Genomic DNA, 18344 nt, shown 5'->3' with positions numbered 1-18344 from the left:
GCCGTTTCCACCGCCGCCACCGCCGCCGTTTCCGCCGCCACCACCACCGCCGTCTTTCGCGTATGCGGAACCCATGATCGACAGGCCATCAGGGAGTAACGGGGCGGCTGCAAGCATCATGGCGCATGACATTACAGCAACGAGACTCTTGTTTTTAAAAAGCATGATTGCTTCCGTAGGAGGTTGATATCGCGTGACGTATGACGCGATATCCCTCCAACAGTTCAAGTACCACGACAAACGGCTGGAGCACCTTGAATCAGAAGGAAGGCTACCTTCCACAGGTTAATCAAACGCACCGTCGAGAATTTCATAGACAAGCCCGGTGGCCAGCGCAACCAGGATCAGGTCCGTGCCGACTTGTTGCCATTCGTAGCCATCGTAGTGGGGCAGCCTGCCGACCAGTCGGCCATCCAGTTTTTTGGCGATACCGGGTGGAAGCGGCTTGCCTCGGGCAAGGTTCTTTTGAATACCCGGTGGCAAGTCAGGCCCGGGGCTCCAATAGCCCGTATTCACGCCAATGATCTCGAGCACGCTGCCCCGGTTGATGCTCGGGCCATTGCTCCAGTCCCCACCGCCGCCGGAACTCTTGTTCTTGTTGCCATGACCACCCTGGTTGCCCTGGCCCTGGTTGCCATGGGTGACCTTCCCGCTACCCTGGCCATTACCGGGATCAGCCAGCGCCGTCACCGAACCGCAGACCAGAGTCAAACAGGTAACAGCTGCAATCAATGATCGAGTCCTGAACATGATTCATTCCTTCGTGGTGGGGAATATTCCCTGAATATTTAGACGTTATAGACGAAGTTGGTTCCATCAAGTCACCAACCGCCAAACCTTCTACGCTCATCCGATCGAAGCCTTGCAGGCGTTTGCCGAAGGATGGGGCTTGTCGATTATAGGCATCTCACTGCGCCTCCTCATCGCACATCCCTGACACCTGCACTGATCAGCGACTGAGACGCACAAAAGCGGTTTTTGAAAAACCTCTAAAAAATTCATCTCTCCGGCCGATTCATTTAAACTCGACTGTTGGCTCATAAGGCCAGGCCCTGCCCTGTAACGGATATCCAAGACAGCTTTTCATGAAAAAAATAATCAGTTATTTGCGAAATAGTTACTGGAAAAGATGGATTCGCAAACACAAATGCAAAGTGGCAGGCGGTGTATTGTCACTGCACAAAAGAACGACACTGACCATTGAAGAAGGCGTGACGCTTGGGCAGGTGGTCATAGAGTCAAAAAAGCTGGAAATCGGTGCGCATACCTATATCCGCAGTGACTGCTTCCTTTCGGCGGTCTCATCCATTGGCAGGTTTTGTTCCATCAGTAGCAGCTGTTTTATCGGCCAGCAAAAGAGCTCGCATCCGTTGGACTGGCTCAGTTCACATCCCTTTCAATATACCGACACCGCGCTGGTTTACGACCCGGAGGTTGCGGACATCACGATTGGGCATGACGTCTGGATCGGCCATAGCGCGATGATCCTGGAAGGCGTGACCATCGGCACCGGCGCTGTCATCGCAACCCGCGCCCTGGTTACCCATGACGTACCACCGTACGCCATTGTTGCCGGCACCCCGGCAAAAATTGTCAAGTATCGGCACACACCCGAGTTGATTGAGGCGTTGATCAACAGCAAGTGGTGGGATGTCGATGTCGAGGTACTCAAGACATTACCGCTCAATGATCCGCAAGCCACTTTGTCTCGGCTGGCCACCCTGCACAAAGAAAACCGCGCCGACTACCAACAGATCGAGATAACCCGCAAAGGGTGCAGTATTTCGTCTTGAGCAGCGGAAATGACCCACGCTGCACTTCAAGATGCCTGGCAGTCACCAGATTCGAATGATAAAAAACCCGCATCAGATGCGGGTTTTAACGACTGGTTCCTGATGAACCCTGCCCGCAAAGCGGTTATCAGAAGTTCGCCGGTGTGTTGGCGCTGATGATTTCCGCCTCATCCGCCCCGATATTGCGAAACCGATGCGGCAAGGTCGTCGGGAAGTAATAGCCATCCCCGGCGTTGAGCACACTCACCTGGCCATCCACGGTCAATTCCACGGTGCCACGTGTCACCAACCCACACTCCTCGCCTTCGGAATGCACGATCGGCTCTTCGCCGGAACTGGCGCCCGGTGCGTATTGCTCGCGCAGCAAACGCATCTGCCGGCTTGGCACGGACGCGCCGATCAGCAGCAGGCGCAGGCCATGGCGGCCAAGGTCGGGCTGTTCATTGGCGCGGAAGACGTACTGGTGTTCGCGCGGTGGCTGATCGAAGGTGAAGAAGTCGGCCAGGGACATGGGGATGCCCTCCAGCAATTTCTTCAGGGAGCTGACGGAAGGACTGACCCGATTCTGTTCGATCAGGGAGATGGTTGCATTGGTGACGCCGCTACGCCGGGCCAGCTCGCGCTGGGACATTTTGTAGCTTTCGCGTACTAATTTGAGTCGTGAGCCCGTGTCCATGACAGCCTTATGTGCCAACCCGTAGGAGCGAGCTTGCTCGCGATTGCGATCTGACCTTCAACATTGATGTCGACTGAACCAACGCCTTCGCGAGCAAGCTCGCTCCTACAGGGATAATGGATGGGTGGAGTACAGGCGCGGATCACGCCGTTTTCCGGTCCCGGAAACGTGAAAGGCGGCTATTAAATCACGTTTGTTCGTAATGCTCAGCAGGTTCGATAAACGGCAGAAGAAAACAACCTGTTGGTGATATTTCTGAGTTAAGACACAAGACCTGTGGGAGCGGGCTTGCTCGCGAAAGCGGTGTGTCAGGCGACATCTATGGTGACTGATATGGCCTCTTCGCGAGCAAGCCCGCTCCCACAGGTGGTTTGCGGTGTTGCTGATGTAAAAAACCGGCGGCCAGCTTTTGGGAGGCAGCCGCCGGCGAGGTAAAGCTTAGATGCCGAAACGGTCACGCAGCGAGTAGTACACGGCGCCGAGGGCGGTCAACGGGGCCGAGAAGGTGCGCCCGCCGATCATTGGCATGTGCGGCAAGGATGCAAACGCGTCGAAGCGTTCGGCGTCGCCACGGATCATTTCCGAGATCAGTTTGCCCGCCAGGTGCGAACAGGTGACGCCGTGGCCGCTGTAGCCCTGCATGTAGTAGGCGTTCTTCTCGATACGGCCGAATTGCGGCATGCGCGACATGGTCAGCAGGAAGTTGCCGGTCCAGCGGTAATCGATCTTCACGTCCTTCAATTGCGGGAAGGTCTTGAGGATTTTCGGGCGGATCAGTTGTTCGATGTCGTCCGGTTCGCGCGCACCGTAGACCACGCCACCGCCGTACAGCAGGCGGTTGTCGGCGGTCAGGCGGTAGTAGTCGAGCAGGTAGTTGCAGTCTTCGACGCAGTAGTTGTTCTTGATCAGGCTGCGGGCCTGCTTCTCCGACAACGGCTCGGTGACGACGATCTGCGAACCGCACGGCATGCTCTTGCTGGTCACGCGGTTGTCCAGGCCCTGCGGCAGGTAGGCGTTACCGGCGATCAACAGGTACTTGGCCTTCACCACGCCTTTTGCAGTGCGCACGGTGATCGGTTCGCCGTAGGTGATTTCCACCGCCGCCGATTGCTCGTAGATCTTGCCGCCCAGGCCGATGATCGCCGAAGCCTCGCCGAGTGCCAGGTTCAGCGGGTGAATGTGGCCGCCCTGCATGTCCAGCAGGCCACCGACGTAGGCGTCGGAACCGACTTCGCGCTTGATGTCGGCCGCGTCGAGCATTTTCAGGTTCTTGTTGCCGTAGCGTTCCCAGCTTTTCTTCTGCTCGGCCAGGCCCTTGAGTTGCTTCTTGTTCATCGCCGCGAAGATGCCGCCGGGGCGGTAGTCGCACTGGATGTCGTAGTGCTGTATGCGCTGACGAATGATGTCGGCGCCTTCGAAAATCATGCTGCCGAGGATTTCGGCGGTCTTGTCGCCGTAGCGCTCTTCGATGACATCGACGTCGCGGCTGTAGGAGTTGACCAGTTGGCCGCCGTTGCGACCGCTGGCGCCGAAGCCGACCTTGGCCGCTTCGAGCACGGTCACGCTGTAGCCCGCTTCAGCGAGGAACAGGGCCGAGGACAGGCCGGTGTAGCCGGCGCCGATCACGCAGACGTCGCAGTCCACCGCCCCTTCCAGCACCGGGAAATCGCCGGTGAAGTTGCGGGTGGCGGCGTAGTAGCTGTTTACATGTGCTTGTTTCATAAGTGTCTCCGATGGCCGCCGCAGGGAGCCGACGACCGCCGTTTAAAAGGTGTTAGAGCTTGATCCAGGTCGCTTTGAGTTCGGTGTACTTGTCGAACGCGTGCAGCGATTTGTCCCGACCGTTACCCGACTGCTTGAACCCGCCGAACGGCGCGGTCATGTCGCCGCCGTCGTACTGGTTGACCCAGACGCTGCCGGCACGCAGGCCGCGGGCGAAGGTGTGGGCCTTGCTCAGGTTGCTGGTCCATACACCGGCGGCCAGGCCGAAGATGCTGTCGTTCGCAATCGCCAGGGCTTCATCGAAGGTGTCGAAGGTGATGACCGACAGCACCGGGCCGAAGATTTCTTCCCGGGCGATGGTCATGGCGTTGGTCACACCGTCGAAAATCGTCGGTTCCACGTACTGGCCACCGGTGTCTTCGAGGGTGCGACTGCCGCCGGCGATCAGTTGGGCGCCCTGCTCTTTGCCGATACCGATGTAGCGCAGCACGTTGTCCAGTTGACGCTGGTCGACGACCGCACCAACGGTGGTCGCAGGATCCAGCGCGTGGCCTGGCTTCCAGGCTTGCAGGGCTTCCACCAACAGCGGAATGAACTGCTCGCGGATCGAACGCTCCACCAGCAGGCGCGAGCCGGCGGTGCAGACTTCGCCCTGGTTGAAGGCGATGCCGCTGGCCGCTGCCTGTGCTGCCGCGCGCAGATCCGGCGCGTCGGCAAACACCACGTTCGGGCTCTTGCCCCCGGCTTCGGCCCAGACCCGTTTCATGTTGCTCTGCCCGGCGTAGATCATCAGTTGCTTGGCGATCGCCGTGGAGCCGGTGAAGGCCAGCACGTCGACGTCCATGTGCAACGCCAGCGCCTTGCCCACGGTATGGCCGTAGCCCGGCAGGACGTTGAACACGCCTTTCGGGATGCCGGCATCGAGTGCCAGCTGCGCGATGCGGATCGCGGTCAGCGGCGATTTTTCCGAAGGCTTGAGGATGAACGAGTTGCCCATCGCCAAGGCCGGGGCGAATTTCCAGCTGGCCATGATCAGCGGGAAGTTCCACGGCACGATGGCCGCGACCACGCCGGCCGCTTCGCGGGTCACCAGGCCCAGTTGATCGTGGGGCGTGGCGGCGACTTCGTCGTAGATCTTGTCGATGGCTTCGGCGGTCCAGCGGATCGCGTTGGCGGTCGCCGGAATGTCGATGCTCATGGAGTCGCTGATCGGCTTGCCCATGTCGAGGGTTTCGAGCAGGGCCAGTTCTTCCTGGTTGGCCAGGATCAGATCGGCGAAACGGATCAGGACGCGCTTGCGCTCGGCCGGGGCCAGGTTGGACCAGACGCCGGATTCGAAGGTGCGGCGCGCCACGGCGACTGCGGCATTGGCGTCGGCTTCGTCGGTGCTGGCGACGTTCGCCAGGAAACGACCGTCCACGGGGCTGATGCATTCGAACGTCGCACCGCTGGCGGCTGCGCAGTACTGGCCGTCAATGAATGCGCGACCTTCGATGGTTAGGGACTGGAAGCGCTGCTCCCAATCGCTGCGAGTGTTTGTCATGGTTGTGACTCGACGCAGGGGAATAGGTGATCGTCGGGCTGAAGCCCGTCAGTTCAAGTTCTGAAATGCAATCCCTGTGGGAGCGGGCTTGCTCGCGAAGGCGTCGGCACATTCAATATTGATGTCACCTGACACACCGCTTTCGCGAGCAAGCCCGCTCCCACATTTGATTGTGTTGAGCCGACCAATCAAACGGTATGCAAGTACCAGTTGTACTCAAGGTCCGAGATGGAGTTCTCGAACTCGGCCAGCTCGCTTTCCTTGCACGCCACGAACACGTCGATGTACATCGGGTCGATGTAGCGCGCCATGACTTCGCTGTCGTCCAGCTCGCGCAGTGCGTCGCGCAGGTTGTTCGGCAGGCTCTGCTCGTTCTGCTCGTAGCTGTTGCCTTCGACCGGGGCGCCCGGCTCGATCTGGTTGGTCAGGCCGTGATGCACGCCCGCCAATACCGAAGCCATCAGCAGGTACGGGTTGGCATCGGCGCCCGCTACACGGTGTTCGATGCGCACAGCGTCCGGTGAACCGGTCGGTACACGCACGGCCACGGTGCGGTTGTCGATACCCCAGCTCGGCGAGTTCGGCACATAGAACTGTGCGCCGAAACGACGGTAGGAGTTGACGTTGGGGCAAAGGAACGCCATCTGTGCCGGCAGGGTCTCGAGCACACCGCCGATCGCGTGTCGCAGCGCGGCGTTCTGCTCGGGATCCTCGCTGGCAAAGATGTTGTTGCCTTCTTTGTCGAGAATCGAAATGTGCACGTGCAGACCGTTACCCGCCTGGCCCGGGTACGGCTTGGCCATGAAGGTGGTGTCCATCTCGTGGTCGTAGGCGATGTTCTTCACCAGACGCTTGAGTAGAACCGCGTAGTCGCACGCCTTTATAGGGTCAGCCACGTGATGCAGGTTGACTTCGAATTGCGCCGGGGCGCTTTCCTTGACGATGGCGTCAGCCGGGATGCCCTGCTCTTTCGCGCCTTCGAGGATGTCTTGCAGGCAGTCGACGTATTCATCGAGGTCGTCGATCAGGTACACCTGGGTCGACATCGGACGCTTGCCGGACACCGGCGAACGTGGCGATTGCGGACGACCGTTCACGTTGTCCTGGTCGATCAGGTAGAACTCCAGCTCGAACGCGGCGCAGATGGTCAGGCCAAGGTCGTCGAACTTGCGCACGATATTGGCCAGTACTTCACGCGGGTCGGCGAAGAACGGCTGGCCTTCGATTTCGTGCATGGTCATCAGCAGTTGCGCGGTCGGGCGCTTCTGCCATGGCTCGATGCTCAGGGTGCCGGGGATCGGGTAGCAGATCCGGTCGGCATCGCCGATGTCCAGACCCAGGCCGGTGCTTTCCACCGTGGAACCATTGATGTCCAGAGCAAACAGGGACGCCGGCAGGTTGATGCCTTTCTCGTAAACCTTATGAAGACTGGTGCGTTCGATGCGCTTACCGCGCACCACACCGTTCATATCCGCAATCAGAAGGTCGACGTACAAAACCTCAGGATATTTCTTAAGGAATGCGTTTGCTTCGTTGAGTTGAACGGTACGCAGAGGGACCGACATGATGCACCTATTTTTTACTGTTAATTATTATGTTCACCGCCCTTTCACGAGCCCAGTCAATCCGAAAGGCAAAGTGAAGTCAATAGCGAACACTTGGCCTTTCAACGTTTATTTTCGGGCCTATCAGAGGGACGAGAGTGCCAGATACGCCCTCGAACACGCGTAAATCCTGAAGATCGGACGTGCGGCGTTTAGAATTTTTTACATGAGAGTTGTTAATTAAAATCAACAAGGCTAAGCTCCAGAAAAGCTCGTTCAAGTGTGAAACTTCGAGGTGATAAAAATGGCATTCAAGCCATTGATCGGCGTTACTGCATGCGTCAAACAGATTGGCCTGCACCCCTACCACATCAGCGGTGACAAGTACTTGCGTGCTGTCAGCGTTGCCGCGCTGGGGCTGCCTGTCGTTATTCCTTCCTTAGGCGACCTGACCGAAATCGATGACCTGCTGCCGCAGCTCGACGGTCTGTTGCTGACCGGCTCGCCTTCGAACGTGGAGCCCTTCCACTATCAAGGCCCCGACAGCGCCCCCGGCACGGATCATGATCCGGCGCGGGATGCCACCACCCTTCCCCTGATCCGCGCCGCTATTGCAGCGGGCGTTCCGGTGCTCGGCATCTGCCGTGGCTTCCAGGAAATGAACGTGGCGTTCGGTGGCAGCCTGCATCAGAAGGTCCATGAACTGCCTGGCTTCCTCGACCATCGCGAGGCCGACCATCCGGACCTGGCCGTGCAATACGCTCCCGCTCACGGGGTGAATGTGCAGCCGGGCGGTGTGTTCGAAGCGCTGGACCTGCCTGCGGTGTTCCAGGTCAATTCGATTCACAGCCAGGGCATCGACCGCCTCGCTCCCGGCCTGCGCGCCGAAGCTGTCGCGCCCGATGGCCTGATCGAGGCGATCTCGGTCGAACACAGCCAGGCGTTTGCCCTCGGCGTGCAATGGCACCCGGAATGGCAGGTGCTGAACAACCCGCCTTATCTGAGTATTTTCCAGGCGTTCGGCGAAGCCTGCCGGCAACGGGCGGCACTGCGTCACTCGAGCTGACGAACTGATACCCACAGTCAACGATTAACTGCCCAACGCGAGCGGGCAGGCGCTTGTGCGTGCCCCGCTCGCGAAAACAACACACTGCAATAACAACAAGTACGACCAGGCAGCCAGGATGGCGACGCCGAATAAACCCGGCCGGAATGCAATGCCGGTCAACCTGATACAGCCCCATGTGGGAGCGGGCTTGCTCGCGAAGGCGGCGACACAGTCAACACAGATGTCGCCTGACACACCGCTTTCGCGAGCAAGCCCGCTCCCACAGGGTCCTGCGTTGGACTGACGGACATCATCTGATACGGGTTTGCAATCCACTATTAAGCCGGGCCGTGTTGGCCGGGCGACTGAAACCTGTTGGGAGTTTCACATGGCAAACGCCTCCAGCATCTACAGGAAGGCTCTTGAGGGTCACCAGGCACCGAAAAAGGTGTTGGTGAAAATCGATCGCGTCACCAAGAAGTTCGACGAAACCACCGCCGTGGACGATGTGTCCCTGGAAATCCATCAGGGTGAAATCTTCGCCCTGCTCGGTGGTTCCGGTTCCGGCAAATCGACCCTGCTGCGCATGCTCGCCGGTTTCGAGCGCCCGACCGAAGGCCGGATTCTGCTCGACGGTGTCGACATCACCGACATGCCGCCGTACGAACGACCGATCAACATGATGTTCCAGTCCTACGCGCTGTTCCCGCACATGACGGTGGCGCAGAACATCGCCTTCGGCCTCAAGCAGGACCGTTTGCCAGCGGCCGAAATCGACGCCCGGGTGCAGGAGATGCTGCGCCTGGTGCACATGACCCAGTACGCCAGGCGCAAGCCGCACCAACTGTCCGGCGGCCAGCGTCAGCGCGTGGCCCTGGCCCGTTCCCTGGCCAAGCGTCCGAAGCTGCTGTTGCTCGACGAACCGATGGGCGCACTGGATAAAAAGCTGCGTTCGCAGATGCAGCTTGAACTTGTCGAGATCATCGAGCGCGTGGGCGTGACCTGCGTGATGGTGACCCACGACCAGGAAGAGGCCATGACCATGGCCGAGCGCATCGCGATCATGCACCTGGGCTGGATCGCCCAGATCGGCAGCCCGGTGGACATTTATGAAGCACCGGTCAGCCGCATGGTCTGCGAGTTCATCGGCAACGTGAACGCCTTCGACGGCACCGTGGTCGAGGACCTGGAAGGTCATGCGATCATCCACAGCCCGGACCTGGAGCAGAAGATCTACGTCGGTCACGGCGTCAGCACGTCGGTGCAGGACAAGTCGATCACCTACGCGATCCGCCCGGAAAAACTGCTGGTCAGCACCGTCAAGCCGGAGAACCGCTACAACTGGTCCAGCGGCAAGGTGCATGACATCGCCTACCTTGGCGGCCACTCGGTGTTCTACGTCGAGCTGCCTGGGGGCAAGATCGTCCAGTCGTTCATGGCCAACGCCGAACGCCGTGGTGCACGACCGACCTGGGACGATCAGGTCTACGTGTGGTGGGAAGACGACAGCGGCGTGGTACTGCGCGCATGAAAACCTTCAATCAGCAATTCCTGAGGTGGGTCCCCAGCGGGCGCAAGTTGGTCATCGGGATTCCGTTCATCTGGCTGTTCCTGTTCTTCATGCTGCCGTTCTTTTTGGTGATGAAGATCAGCTTCTCGGAAGCGGCCCTGGCCATTCCGCCCTACTCGGAGATCTACACCTTCGCCGAGCAGAAATTCCAGCTGTTGCTCAACATCGGCAACTACACCCTGCTGGGCGAGGATGAGCTGTACCTGTCCGCCTACCTGGGTTCGTTGAAGGTGGCGTTTTTCAGCACCGTGATGTGCCTGGTGATCGGCTTCCCGATGGCCTACGCCATCACCAAGGCCAGCAAGGAAGCGCAGAACGTGCTGATGCTGCTGATCATGATGCCGACCTGGACCGCAATCCTGATCCGCGTTTACGCGTGGATGGGCATCCTCAGCAACAACGGCCTGCTCAACGGGTTCCTGATGTGGACCGGGCTGACGTCGCACCCGATCGAGATCCTCAACACCAACATCGCCGTCTACATCGGCGTGGTGTATGCGTACCTGCCGTTCATGGTGCTGCCGCTGTACGCCAACCTGGTCAAGCATGACCAAAGCCTGCTGGAAGCCGCATCGGACCTGGGTTCGAGCACCTTCAACAGCTTTTGGAAAATCACCGTGCCTTTGGCCAAGAACGGCATCATCGCCGGCTGCATGCTGGTGTTCATTCCGGTGGTCGGTGAGTTCGTGATTCCGGAACTGCTGGGCGGCCCGGAAACCCTGATGATCGGCCGTGTGTTGTGGCAAGAGTTCTTCAACAACCGCGACTGGCCGGTGGCATCCGCCCTGGCGGTGGTGATGCTGTTGATCCTGATTGTGCCGATTCTGCTGTTCAACCGCAGCCAGGCCAAAGAGATGGAGGCACGGGGATGAAACGCTTCGGATTTTCAAAGTTCATGCTGATTTTCGGCCTGTCGTTTATCTACCTGCCGATGTTGATCCTGGTGATCTACTCGTTCAACGCCTCCAAGCTGGTGACAGTGTGGGGTGGCTGGTCGATCAAGTGGTACGCCGGTTTGCTCGACAACAGCCAGTTGATGGGCTCGGTGGGGCGCTCGCTGGAAATCGCCTGCTACACCGCGATTGCAGCAGTCGCACTAGGGACGTTAGCCGCGTTCGTCTTGACCCGCGTTACGCGCTTCAAGGGCCGTACGCTGTTCGGTGGCCTGGTCACCGCGCCGCTGGTGATGCCTGAAGTGATCACCGGTCTGTCGCTGTTGCTGCTGTTCGTGGCCATGGCGCAGTTGATCGGCTGGCCGATGGAGCGTGGCATCGTCACCATCTGGATTGCCCACACCACGTTTTGTGCCGCCTACGTGGCGGTGGTAGTGTCCGCCCGCCTTCGCGAGCTGGACCTGTCCATCGAAGAAGCGGCCATGGACCTGGGTGCGAAGCCGTTCAAGGTGTTTTTCCTGATCACCATTCCGATGATCGCGCCGTCATTGGCAGCGGGCGGCATGATGTCGTTCGCCCTGTCGCTGGATGACCTGGTGTTGGCGAGTTTCGTGTCCGGCCCGGGTTCTACGACCCTGCCGATGGAAGTGTTCTCGGCGGTGCGTCTGGGCGTGAAGCCTGAAATCAACGCCGTGGCCAGCCTGATCCTGTTGGCCGTGTCGATCGTGACCTTCATGGTCTGGTACTTCAGCCGCCGTGCCGAAGCCAGCCGTAAGCGCGCGATCCAGGAAGCCATGGACCAGACCGCCAGCGAATCCTGGCAACAACCGAAAAAACAAATGGCAGGCGCGACTGCCTAGTACCGCCCCCTGTAGGAGCGAGCCTGCTCGCGATGGACGTAAACGATGACGTTGGCTGTCTGAATTAACGCGGCGTCCTTGTGTTTTTCGCGAGCAGGCTCGCTCCTACAAAAGGAGCGCTCTCGCCACAAATGTTTGCTATGTGTTTTTGAATAAAAAAGAAATGGAGTTGTACCGATGAAAATGTTTGGCAGGACTCTGCTGACACTGTCCTTATTGGGCGCAATCGCCACTGGCGCCCAGGCCAATGACAAGGTTCTGCGTGTCTATAACTGGTCGGATTACATTGGCCCGGATACCGTCAAGAAGTTCGAGGACGAGACCGGCATCCAGGTGACCTACGATGTCTTCGACAGCAACGAAACCCTTGAGGCACGCCTGCTGGCGGGCAAATCCGGCTACGACATCGTCGTGCCGTCCAACAGTTTCCTGGCCAAGCAGATCAAGGCCGGCGTCTATCAGGAACTGGACAAGTCGAAGCTGTCGAACTGGAAAAACCTCAACCCGGTGCTGTTGAAAAACGCCTCCGCCAGCGATCCCGATAATGCCCACGCCATCCCGTACATGTGGGGCTCGATCGGCATCGGCTTCAACCCGCAGAAGGTCAAGGAAGTGCTCGGCGCCAACGCCCCGACCAACTCCTGGGACCTGCTGTTCAAACCGGAAAACGCCGAGAAGCTCAAAGCTTGCGGCATCAGCTTCCTCGATTCGCCGACTGAAATGATCCCGACCGCCCTGCACTACCTGGGCTACCCGGTGAACGATCAGGACAAACAGCACATCGCCCAAGCCCAGGCGCTGTTCATGAAGATTCGCCCGAACGTGGCGTACTTCCATTCGTCGAAATACATCTCGGACCTGGCCAACGGCAACATCTGCGTGGCTGTCGGTTACTCCGGTGACGTGCTGCAGGCCAAGGCCCGCGCCCAGGAAGCCGGGGACAAGGTGAAGATCGACTACAGCATCCCGAAAGAAGGCGCCGCCAGTTTCTACGACATGCTCGCCATCCCCCGTGATGCCGCCAACGTCGAGAACGCGTACCTGTTCATGAACTTCCTGATGCGCCCCGACGTGATTGCCGACATCACCAACAACATCGGCTACAGCAACGCGAACGCTGCGGCCACGCCACTGGTCGATGAAGCGATCCGCAACGATCCGGGCTCCTACCCGCCGGAAGCGGTGATGGCCACGCTCTATGCCGTACCGGACCAGCCGATTGCCGTTCAGCGGGTCATGACCCGTGGCTGGACCAAGGTGAAGTTGGGCCAATAATCCAGAACCCCACCGATCAAGTGTGGGAGCGGGCTTGCTCGCGAAGAGGTCGGCACATTCAATAGAGATGTTGACTGACCTGACGCCTTCGCGAGCAAGCCCGCTCCCACATTAGATCGGTGGGGGTTCAACACTTTCCGTTCACGCAGCGCCTTACCACCGCTGCCTCTCCTGCAAGTAGAACGGTCTCACCTGGCTTCCTCGGTTCAGGTGAATTTTGGCGCCCTCGGGCGCCTTTTTTATTGGGGATCAATCAAAGGCCATTCGGCCAGCGCCCGATAACGGCCCTTGTGAGATTCGAACAGAGTGAACCGATCGGCACGCAGGAAGAACTCCGGCGCCGTTGCGGACTCCGGCACCGACGCCCGATAGTCCCGCGCCAGGGTCAGGTGCGGACGGTATTCCCTGGGGGCCTGCTCCAGGCCGAACGGCAACATCGCCTGTTCCAGGGCATACACCAGGCGCAGCAATGCCGGGGGCGCCTGCTGCGGTGCGAGCACCAGCGCCCCTGCCCTGCGCCACACGTCCAGCCGGTCCAGCACCACCGTCAAGCGCTCGCCCGGTGTACGGATCGACGCCGCTGCGGTGCAGATCTCGGCAATCTGCGCCACGCCCACCGCCCCCAAAAACTTCAGCGTCAGGTGAAAGTTTTCCGCCGGCACCGGCCGTCCGTTGCGCAGTTGCAGCGCACTGCGCCACCGCGCGATCTCCCGGCGCTGGGCCGGAGCGCAGTTCAGCGCAAAGAACAGACGTTTGAACGGCTCGCGGGATTCGTCGTTCATGCCGGGCACCTCCTGGGAAGACTGCCTGAGTGTACTCAACACCCGCTTGCCGACCAGCGTATTTGTGGCGCCGAGGGGCATGCAGGTTATAGTTTCAGCATCCCGAAAAACCGGAGGGGGCCATGCGACAGATCATCAGCAAGGAACCATGGTGGGCCAGACCGCCCGAGCCCGGCCAGGATGAGCTCAAGCTGGAATGGGGCTGGCTGGTGCATTACAGCGAAGGTGAACCTCGCTTCGAGTTCATCCGCGAGCGGCCGACGGACGACGAAATCCGCCAGCGCAAGAGTTGCAGGATCACCCCGACGCCGGAGTGATCCCGCGTGCGGCGTCAGGCCTTGAGGAGTACTTCGAACCCGCCGTAGACCATGCGCTGGCCGTCGAAGGGCATCGGATTGACGTCCGGCTTCATGCGCGGGTCCTGCATCATCCTGTCCATCCCGGCATTGCGGGTGGCCTTGTCCGGCCAGACGATCCAGCCGAAGGCCACGGTTTCGCCTTCCTTGAGCTTCACCGACATTGGAAACGAGGTGACCTTGCCTTCCGGGACATCCTCGCCCCAGCATTCGACCACGCTCAAGGCACCGTTTTCCTTGAAGATCGAGGCGGCGATTTCGGCGTGCTTGATGTATTGCCCGCGGTTGGCGGAGGGTACGGCAGCGATAAAACCATCGACGTAAGACATGAGTATTCTCCTTGGGTCATGGGGTGTTCTGCTGGGTAGTCGATTGCGCTGGCGTCCAATCGACAGCCCCGGCACTCAAACCGACCGGCGGTGCAGTGCGGTCCGCCAGGCTGCCTTCGATCTGCCCCGCCATGTACAGCGTGCCGGCCATGACACCGGTGGTCGGGTTCTGCATCAGTTTGAGCCAGGCCTTGTCGAAGGTATTGCCCAGGCTGCTGCGAATCAGCGCCTCGCTGTCGGGCCGGTCATTGGCCTGAATCAGTGCGCGAATGCCCGCCACCCCGACCGTGATCAAGCTACCGGCGAGTTTCCCGACTGCCGCGGCCACGGCGCTGGCGGCCCCGCGCGGTGCCATTTCGGCTTCCATCCGCTGGCTGGCGCGCCTGGCCACCGGCGCCATCGCGGTGTCGGTCGAGCCCACGCCCCTGTCGCCACCGGCCTTGTGGATTTTGTCGACCAGCGCGGCGTAGGCCGGCAAGGTGTTCAGCGGTTCGGTGTGCACGATCTGGTACAGCGAGGCGTTCCGCGCTGGCGGCGGCCCGAGGGCGATGGCCGGGATTTTCTGGATGCGCCCGTTGAGCTGGGCCATCGGCACGCCGTGGCGGGTGGAGATTTTCTGCAGCTCTTCCTTGAGGATGTCGACGTAGAACGCCGCTGCCAGGCTGAGAATCGAATCGGGATCGACTTCCCGTGCCACCGGGGCCAGCACCTTCTCCTGATAGGCTTCGAGCAGGTACGCCGCCAGACGTTTTTCCGATGCGTCCTGCTCGCCCTTGGCGCTGAGGTTGTACCAGCTGACCTTCACCGACAGCCATTCCTGGGTCCAGTAATTGCTGAACCACGGAATGAAATTCTGTTCGGTCAATTCATAGACCCGTGTGCGCCAGTAATCCATCGCGCCGCGGGCGTAGATTCTGGTCTGCTCGGTGGCCGACTGCGACGCGACGACGATCTCCCGGTCCACTTGTTGCCAGGTGCTCTCTGAAACGATGACCGGCGCCACTTCCACCGGCGCACGCGGCGGTGTGGCGCACCCTGCCAACACCACCAGTACGGCAATGATCAGCGAACGCAGGCTCAAGATCGCGACTTCCTGCAGTGTGCACCGGGCGGAATGCCCGACACCCAAAACCCTCGGTTTAAGTATAGGTGGCGGCGCCCTTGAGGCCGCCTTCGCGAGCAAGCCCGCTCCCACAGTGAAGCGGTTTGTGGGAGCGAGCCTGCTCGCGATGGGGCCAGAGCAGACAGCACAAAAACCACCATCACTGGCGTCGATATTCACCATCGCCGCGATTGCCTTCCGCTTGAACGCCGTCAGCGTAGGATCGATCCCAAGCCAACACGAAACCCCGAATCGGAGGGGAACATCATGCTGATCCATCTGCTGACCTGCCTGGCCCTGACGGCGTTCACATTGAGTGTGTTTGCCTGGTACGTCCTGAGCGAGGAGCAAACATCATGATTCACACCGTCACCCTCGCCGTGGGTTTTCCGGTGTTCGGCAACAATTTCTATGCTCAGGAATTCGAGTCACGTAAAGAGTTGACTCTGATGTTCGACAAAAATTTCGAGGCGTTGCTGATCCCGGCAGCCGATCATCACTTCAGCAACGAAGTGGTCGGGCTCAATGATCAGTTCCGGTTTTTGAATGACGTGCTGGTCGAGCATCTGCTGGATGTCGAACTGGCAAAAGGCTCGGCCCGTTCGTTCGGGTTCTGACAGCGACCGCCGGTCGCCCGGGCACGGGCGGCACCGCTCACAACGTTCGCTGGCTATTGCCGATCCCCTTGGCAATATCGATCCCCCAATCCATCGCTGCTTCCATGTCCAGCATGTGCGGCCGTGGGTCGTGGTTTTCATCGATGGCCGTGCCGTCCGGCCGATAGATGCCGATGAACATGCCCAACGAACCGTCTTTCAATATCTCGGCTGTGACTTTGATGCTGCATCCGTTCGATAGCGTTTCCTTGTGCTCCATATGGCGCTCGGTCATGACTGCATTGCTCCCCTGACAGAATTCAAACCCTACTGGCCATGCTAGCTCAGCCCCCGGAACTGCGCCGACCCGCTGGACCGGAGGGCCTGCCCTGACAGCGGCGCAATGCCTCCTATACTGAAAGCCACCTCCCCCCAGGGGATCTGCACGTCCAACAATAAAAAGCAGAGGTGGAACATGGTCTGGCAGCAAGTCTACGATCCGTTCGGTAACCCGGTGCTTTCAACACTCATGGCAGCTGTGCCGGTGGTGGTGATGCTGGCGTCCCTCGCGTTCTTCCATATCAAGGCGCACCTGGCGGCGTTGCTCGCCCTGGTCTCGGCCTTGCTGATCGCGATATTCGCCTTCGGCATGCCAGCGGGCATGGCAGGTTCGGCGGCGCTGTTCGGTGCGGCCAACGGCCTGCTGCCGATTGGCTGGATCGTGTTGAACATCATCTTCCTGCACCGCCTGACCACCGAGAACGGCTCGTTCAAGGTGTTGCAAGACTCCCTGGCGCGCATCACCGATGACCGGCGCCTGCAATTGCTGCTGATCGCCTTCTGCTTCGGGGCGTTTTTCGAAGGCGCGGCCGGTTTCGGTACGCCGGTGGCAGTGACCGGGGCGATCCTGATCGGGCTGGGGTTTTCGCCGCTCGCCGCTTCAGGGCTGGCGCTGATCGCCAACACCGCCCCCGTGGCGTTCGGCGCCCTCGGCACGCCGATCATCACCCTGGCCAAGGTCACCGGGCTGGATGAAATGGAACTGTCGATGATGGTCGGCCGGCAGTTGCCCTTCTTCTCGGTGCTGGTGCCGTTCTGGCTGATCTGGGCCTTTGCCGGCTGGCGCAAGATGGTGGAAATCTGGCCGGCGATCCTGGTGGCCGGGGTCAGCTTTGCCGTGCCGCAGTTCCTGGTATCCAACTATCACGGGCCAATGCTGGTGGATGTGATCGCCGCGCTGATTTCCATGGCATGCCTGACCGGTTTCCTCAAGGTGTGGAAACCGGCCACCGTGCACACTTCCGCCGCCCTGTCCGGTCGGGACGACAACTCGAAGATCGACGCCGAGCACGACGAAAAGCCTGTACCCACTGCAACCTTTGCCAATGAGGCGAAACCGGCAGTGATGCGGGCGTGGATGCCGTGGCTGATCCTCACGGTCTTCGTGTTCATCTGGGGCACCCAGGGCTTCAAGAACACCTTCGACACCCGCCCTGCCATCGACCCGCAAACCAGTGCCGCCAAGCTCGATCCGCAGGGCAAGCCGATGCGCGAGGCGAACCCGCTGTTTGCGCCAGTCGTGACCTTCACCACCCTGCATTTGCAGGTCGAGAAAGTCCCGCCCGTGGTGGCCGCACCGAAAACCGAAGAAGCGGTGTACAAGTTCACCTGGTTCACCGCCACTGGCAGCGGCATTCTGCTGGCGGCGATTGTCGGCGGCTTGCTGATGGGGTATTCGATCCCGCAACTGATTCACCAGTACCTGCGCACGTTGTGGGTGGTGCGTTATTCGCTGATCACCATTGCGGCGATGCTCGCGCTGGGCTTCCTCACGCGCTACTCGGGCCTGGACGCGACCATGGGCCTGGCCTTCGCCGCGACGGGCATTTTCTACCCGATGTTCGGCACCCTGCTCGGCTGGCTCGGCGTCGCGCTGACCGGCTCGGACACCGCGTCCAACGTGCTGTTCGGCGGCTTGCAACGGGTGACGTCCGAGCAGTTGGGCATCAGCCCGGTGTTGATGGCCGCCGCCAACAGCTCCGGCGGGGTCATGGGCAAGATGGTCGACGCCCAGTCGATCGTGGTCGCCTCCACCGCCACCCGCTGGTACGGCCATGAAGGGGAAATCCTGCGGTATGTGTTCTTCCACTCGATTGTGCTGGCGATCCTGGTCGGTGGCCTGGTGACGCTGCAGGCCTACGTCGCGCCGTTCAGCCATATGGTGGTGGGCGGCCATTAAATCGACCCCTTGTGGG

The 18344-nt window shown here is 60.2% G+C and carries 18 protein-coding genes; 9 read left to right on the top strand and 9 right to left on the bottom strand.

Annotated elements, in window-relative coordinates:
• Positions 1–285: 285 nt before the first annotated feature.
• Complete coding sequence (locus KGB28_RS27440) at positions 286–750, bottom strand: anti-virulence regulator CigR family protein (protein ID WP_223448670.1); 465 nt, start codon at positions 748–750, stop codon at positions 286–288.
• A 335-nt stretch (positions 751–1085) separates the two neighbouring features.
• Here KGB28_RS27440 and KGB28_RS27435 point away from each other — a divergent pair, with 335 nt between their 5' ends.
• Positions 1086–1793, top strand: coding sequence for a CatB-related O-acetyltransferase (locus tag KGB28_RS27435; RefSeq protein WP_223448669.1), 708 nt, complete (start codon positions 1086–1088; stop codon positions 1791–1793).
• Positions 1794–1920: 127 nt separating this feature from the next.
• Here KGB28_RS27435 and KGB28_RS27430 read toward each other — a convergent pair whose 3' ends face one another.
• The 4 genes from KGB28_RS27430 to KGB28_RS27415 form a co-directional block, all read right to left on the bottom strand.
• Positions 1921–2469 (bottom strand): cupin domain-containing protein, encoded by a 549-nt coding sequence (locus KGB28_RS27430; protein WP_046042404.1) that lies wholly within the window; start codon positions 2467–2469, stop codon positions 1921–1923.
• 438 nt (positions 2470–2907) lie between these two features.
• Positions 2908–4191, bottom strand: coding sequence for an NAD(P)/FAD-dependent oxidoreductase (locus KGB28_RS27425; RefSeq protein WP_223448668.1), 1284 nt, complete (start codon positions 4189–4191; stop codon positions 2908–2910).
• Positions 4192–4243: 52 nt separating this feature from the next.
• Positions 4244–5734 (bottom strand): aldehyde dehydrogenase, encoded by a 1491-nt coding sequence (locus tag KGB28_RS27420; protein WP_223448667.1) that lies wholly within the window; start codon positions 5732–5734, stop codon positions 4244–4246.
• Positions 5735–5922: 188 nt separating this feature from the next.
• On the bottom strand, positions 5923–7299 hold the full coding sequence (locus KGB28_RS27415) for a glutamine synthetase family protein (RefSeq protein WP_150725414.1): 1377 nt from the start codon (positions 7297–7299) through the stop codon (positions 5923–5925).
• Positions 7300–7582: 283 nt separating this feature from the next.
• On the opposite strand from KGB28_RS27415, the gene KGB28_RS27410 reads away from it, so the two are divergent.
• From KGB28_RS27410 to KGB28_RS27390, 5 genes are all read left to right on the top strand, one after another.
• Complete coding sequence (locus KGB28_RS27410; protein WP_223448666.1) at positions 7583–8344, top strand: gamma-glutamyl-gamma-aminobutyrate hydrolase family protein; 762 nt, start codon at positions 7583–7585, stop codon at positions 8342–8344.
• A 370-nt stretch (positions 8345–8714) separates the two neighbouring features.
• Positions 8715–9857 carry a polyamine ABC transporter ATP-binding protein gene (potA, locus tag KGB28_RS27405; RefSeq protein ID WP_223448665.1) on the top strand — a complete coding sequence of 381 codons (1143 nt, stop codon included), beginning with the start codon at positions 8715–8717 and terminating at the stop codon, positions 9855–9857.
• Complete coding sequence (locus KGB28_RS27400; RefSeq protein WP_223448664.1) at positions 9854–10768, top strand: ABC transporter permease subunit; 915 nt, start codon at positions 9854–9856, stop codon at positions 10766–10768. The genes potA and KGB28_RS27400 overlap by 4 nt, the downstream gene beginning before the upstream one ends.
• Positions 10765–11649 (top strand): ABC transporter permease subunit, encoded by an 885-nt coding sequence (locus tag KGB28_RS27395; RefSeq protein WP_223448663.1) that lies wholly within the window; start codon positions 10765–10767, stop codon positions 11647–11649. Before KGB28_RS27400 ends, KGB28_RS27395 begins: the two co-directional genes overlap by 4 nt.
• 177 nt (positions 11650–11826) lie before the next feature.
• Positions 11827–12924 carry a polyamine ABC transporter substrate-binding protein gene (locus KGB28_RS27390; RefSeq protein WP_223448662.1) on the top strand — a complete coding sequence of 366 codons (1098 nt, stop codon included), beginning with the start codon at positions 11827–11829 and terminating at the stop codon, positions 12922–12924.
• Between the two features lie 239 nt (positions 12925–13163).
• Here KGB28_RS27390 and thpR read toward each other — a convergent pair whose 3' ends face one another.
• Positions 13164–13706 carry an RNA 2',3'-cyclic phosphodiesterase gene (thpR, locus tag KGB28_RS27385; protein ID WP_223448661.1) on the bottom strand — a complete coding sequence of 181 codons (543 nt, stop codon included), beginning with the start codon at positions 13704–13706 and terminating at the stop codon, positions 13164–13166.
• 122 nt (positions 13707–13828) lie between these two features.
• On the opposite strand from thpR, the gene KGB28_RS27380 reads away from it, so the two are divergent.
• Positions 13829–14023 (top strand): hypothetical protein, encoded by a 195-nt coding sequence (locus tag KGB28_RS27380; protein WP_056727280.1) that lies wholly within the window; start codon positions 13829–13831, stop codon positions 14021–14023.
• A 14-nt stretch (positions 14024–14037) separates the two neighbouring features.
• Here KGB28_RS27380 and KGB28_RS27375 read toward each other — a convergent pair whose 3' ends face one another.
• Positions 14038–14391: a DUF1428 domain-containing protein gene (locus KGB28_RS27375; RefSeq protein WP_150725407.1), complete on the bottom strand. Its 354-nt coding sequence runs from the start codon at positions 14389–14391 to the stop codon at positions 14038–14040.
• Between the two features lie 16 nt (positions 14392–14407).
• Positions 14408–15472 carry a hypothetical protein gene (locus tag KGB28_RS27370; RefSeq protein WP_223448660.1) on the bottom strand — a complete coding sequence of 355 codons (1065 nt, stop codon included), beginning with the start codon at positions 15470–15472 and terminating at the stop codon, positions 14408–14410.
• 377 nt (positions 15473–15849) lie between these two features.
• Here KGB28_RS27370 and KGB28_RS27365 point away from each other — a divergent pair, with 377 nt between their 5' ends.
• Positions 15850–16110, top strand: coding sequence for a hypothetical protein (locus KGB28_RS27365; RefSeq protein ID WP_223448659.1), 261 nt, complete (start codon positions 15850–15852; stop codon positions 16108–16110).
• Positions 16111–16147: 37 nt separating this feature from the next.
• On the opposite strand, the gene KGB28_RS27360 is transcribed toward KGB28_RS27365, so the two are convergent.
• Positions 16148–16384: a hypothetical protein gene (locus tag KGB28_RS27360; protein WP_150725404.1), complete on the bottom strand. Its 237-nt coding sequence runs from the start codon at positions 16382–16384 to the stop codon at positions 16148–16150.
• A 180-nt stretch (positions 16385–16564) separates the two neighbouring features.
• Here KGB28_RS27360 and KGB28_RS27355 point away from each other — a divergent pair, with 180 nt between their 5' ends.
• Positions 16565–18328, top strand: a complete 1764-nt coding sequence (locus tag KGB28_RS27355) for an L-lactate permease (RefSeq protein WP_223448658.1) — start codon at positions 16565–16567, stop codon at positions 18326–18328.
• Positions 18329–18344 lie beyond the last annotated feature (16 nt).

The organism is Pseudomonas sp. BF-R-19, assembly GCF_019956445.1.
Classification (GTDB): Bacteria; Pseudomonadota; Gammaproteobacteria; order Pseudomonadales; family Pseudomonadaceae; genus Aquipseudomonas; species Aquipseudomonas fluorescens_BH.
Note: the sequence above shows the minus strand (reverse complement) of the source record. Positions and strands in the feature narration are given on the sequence as shown.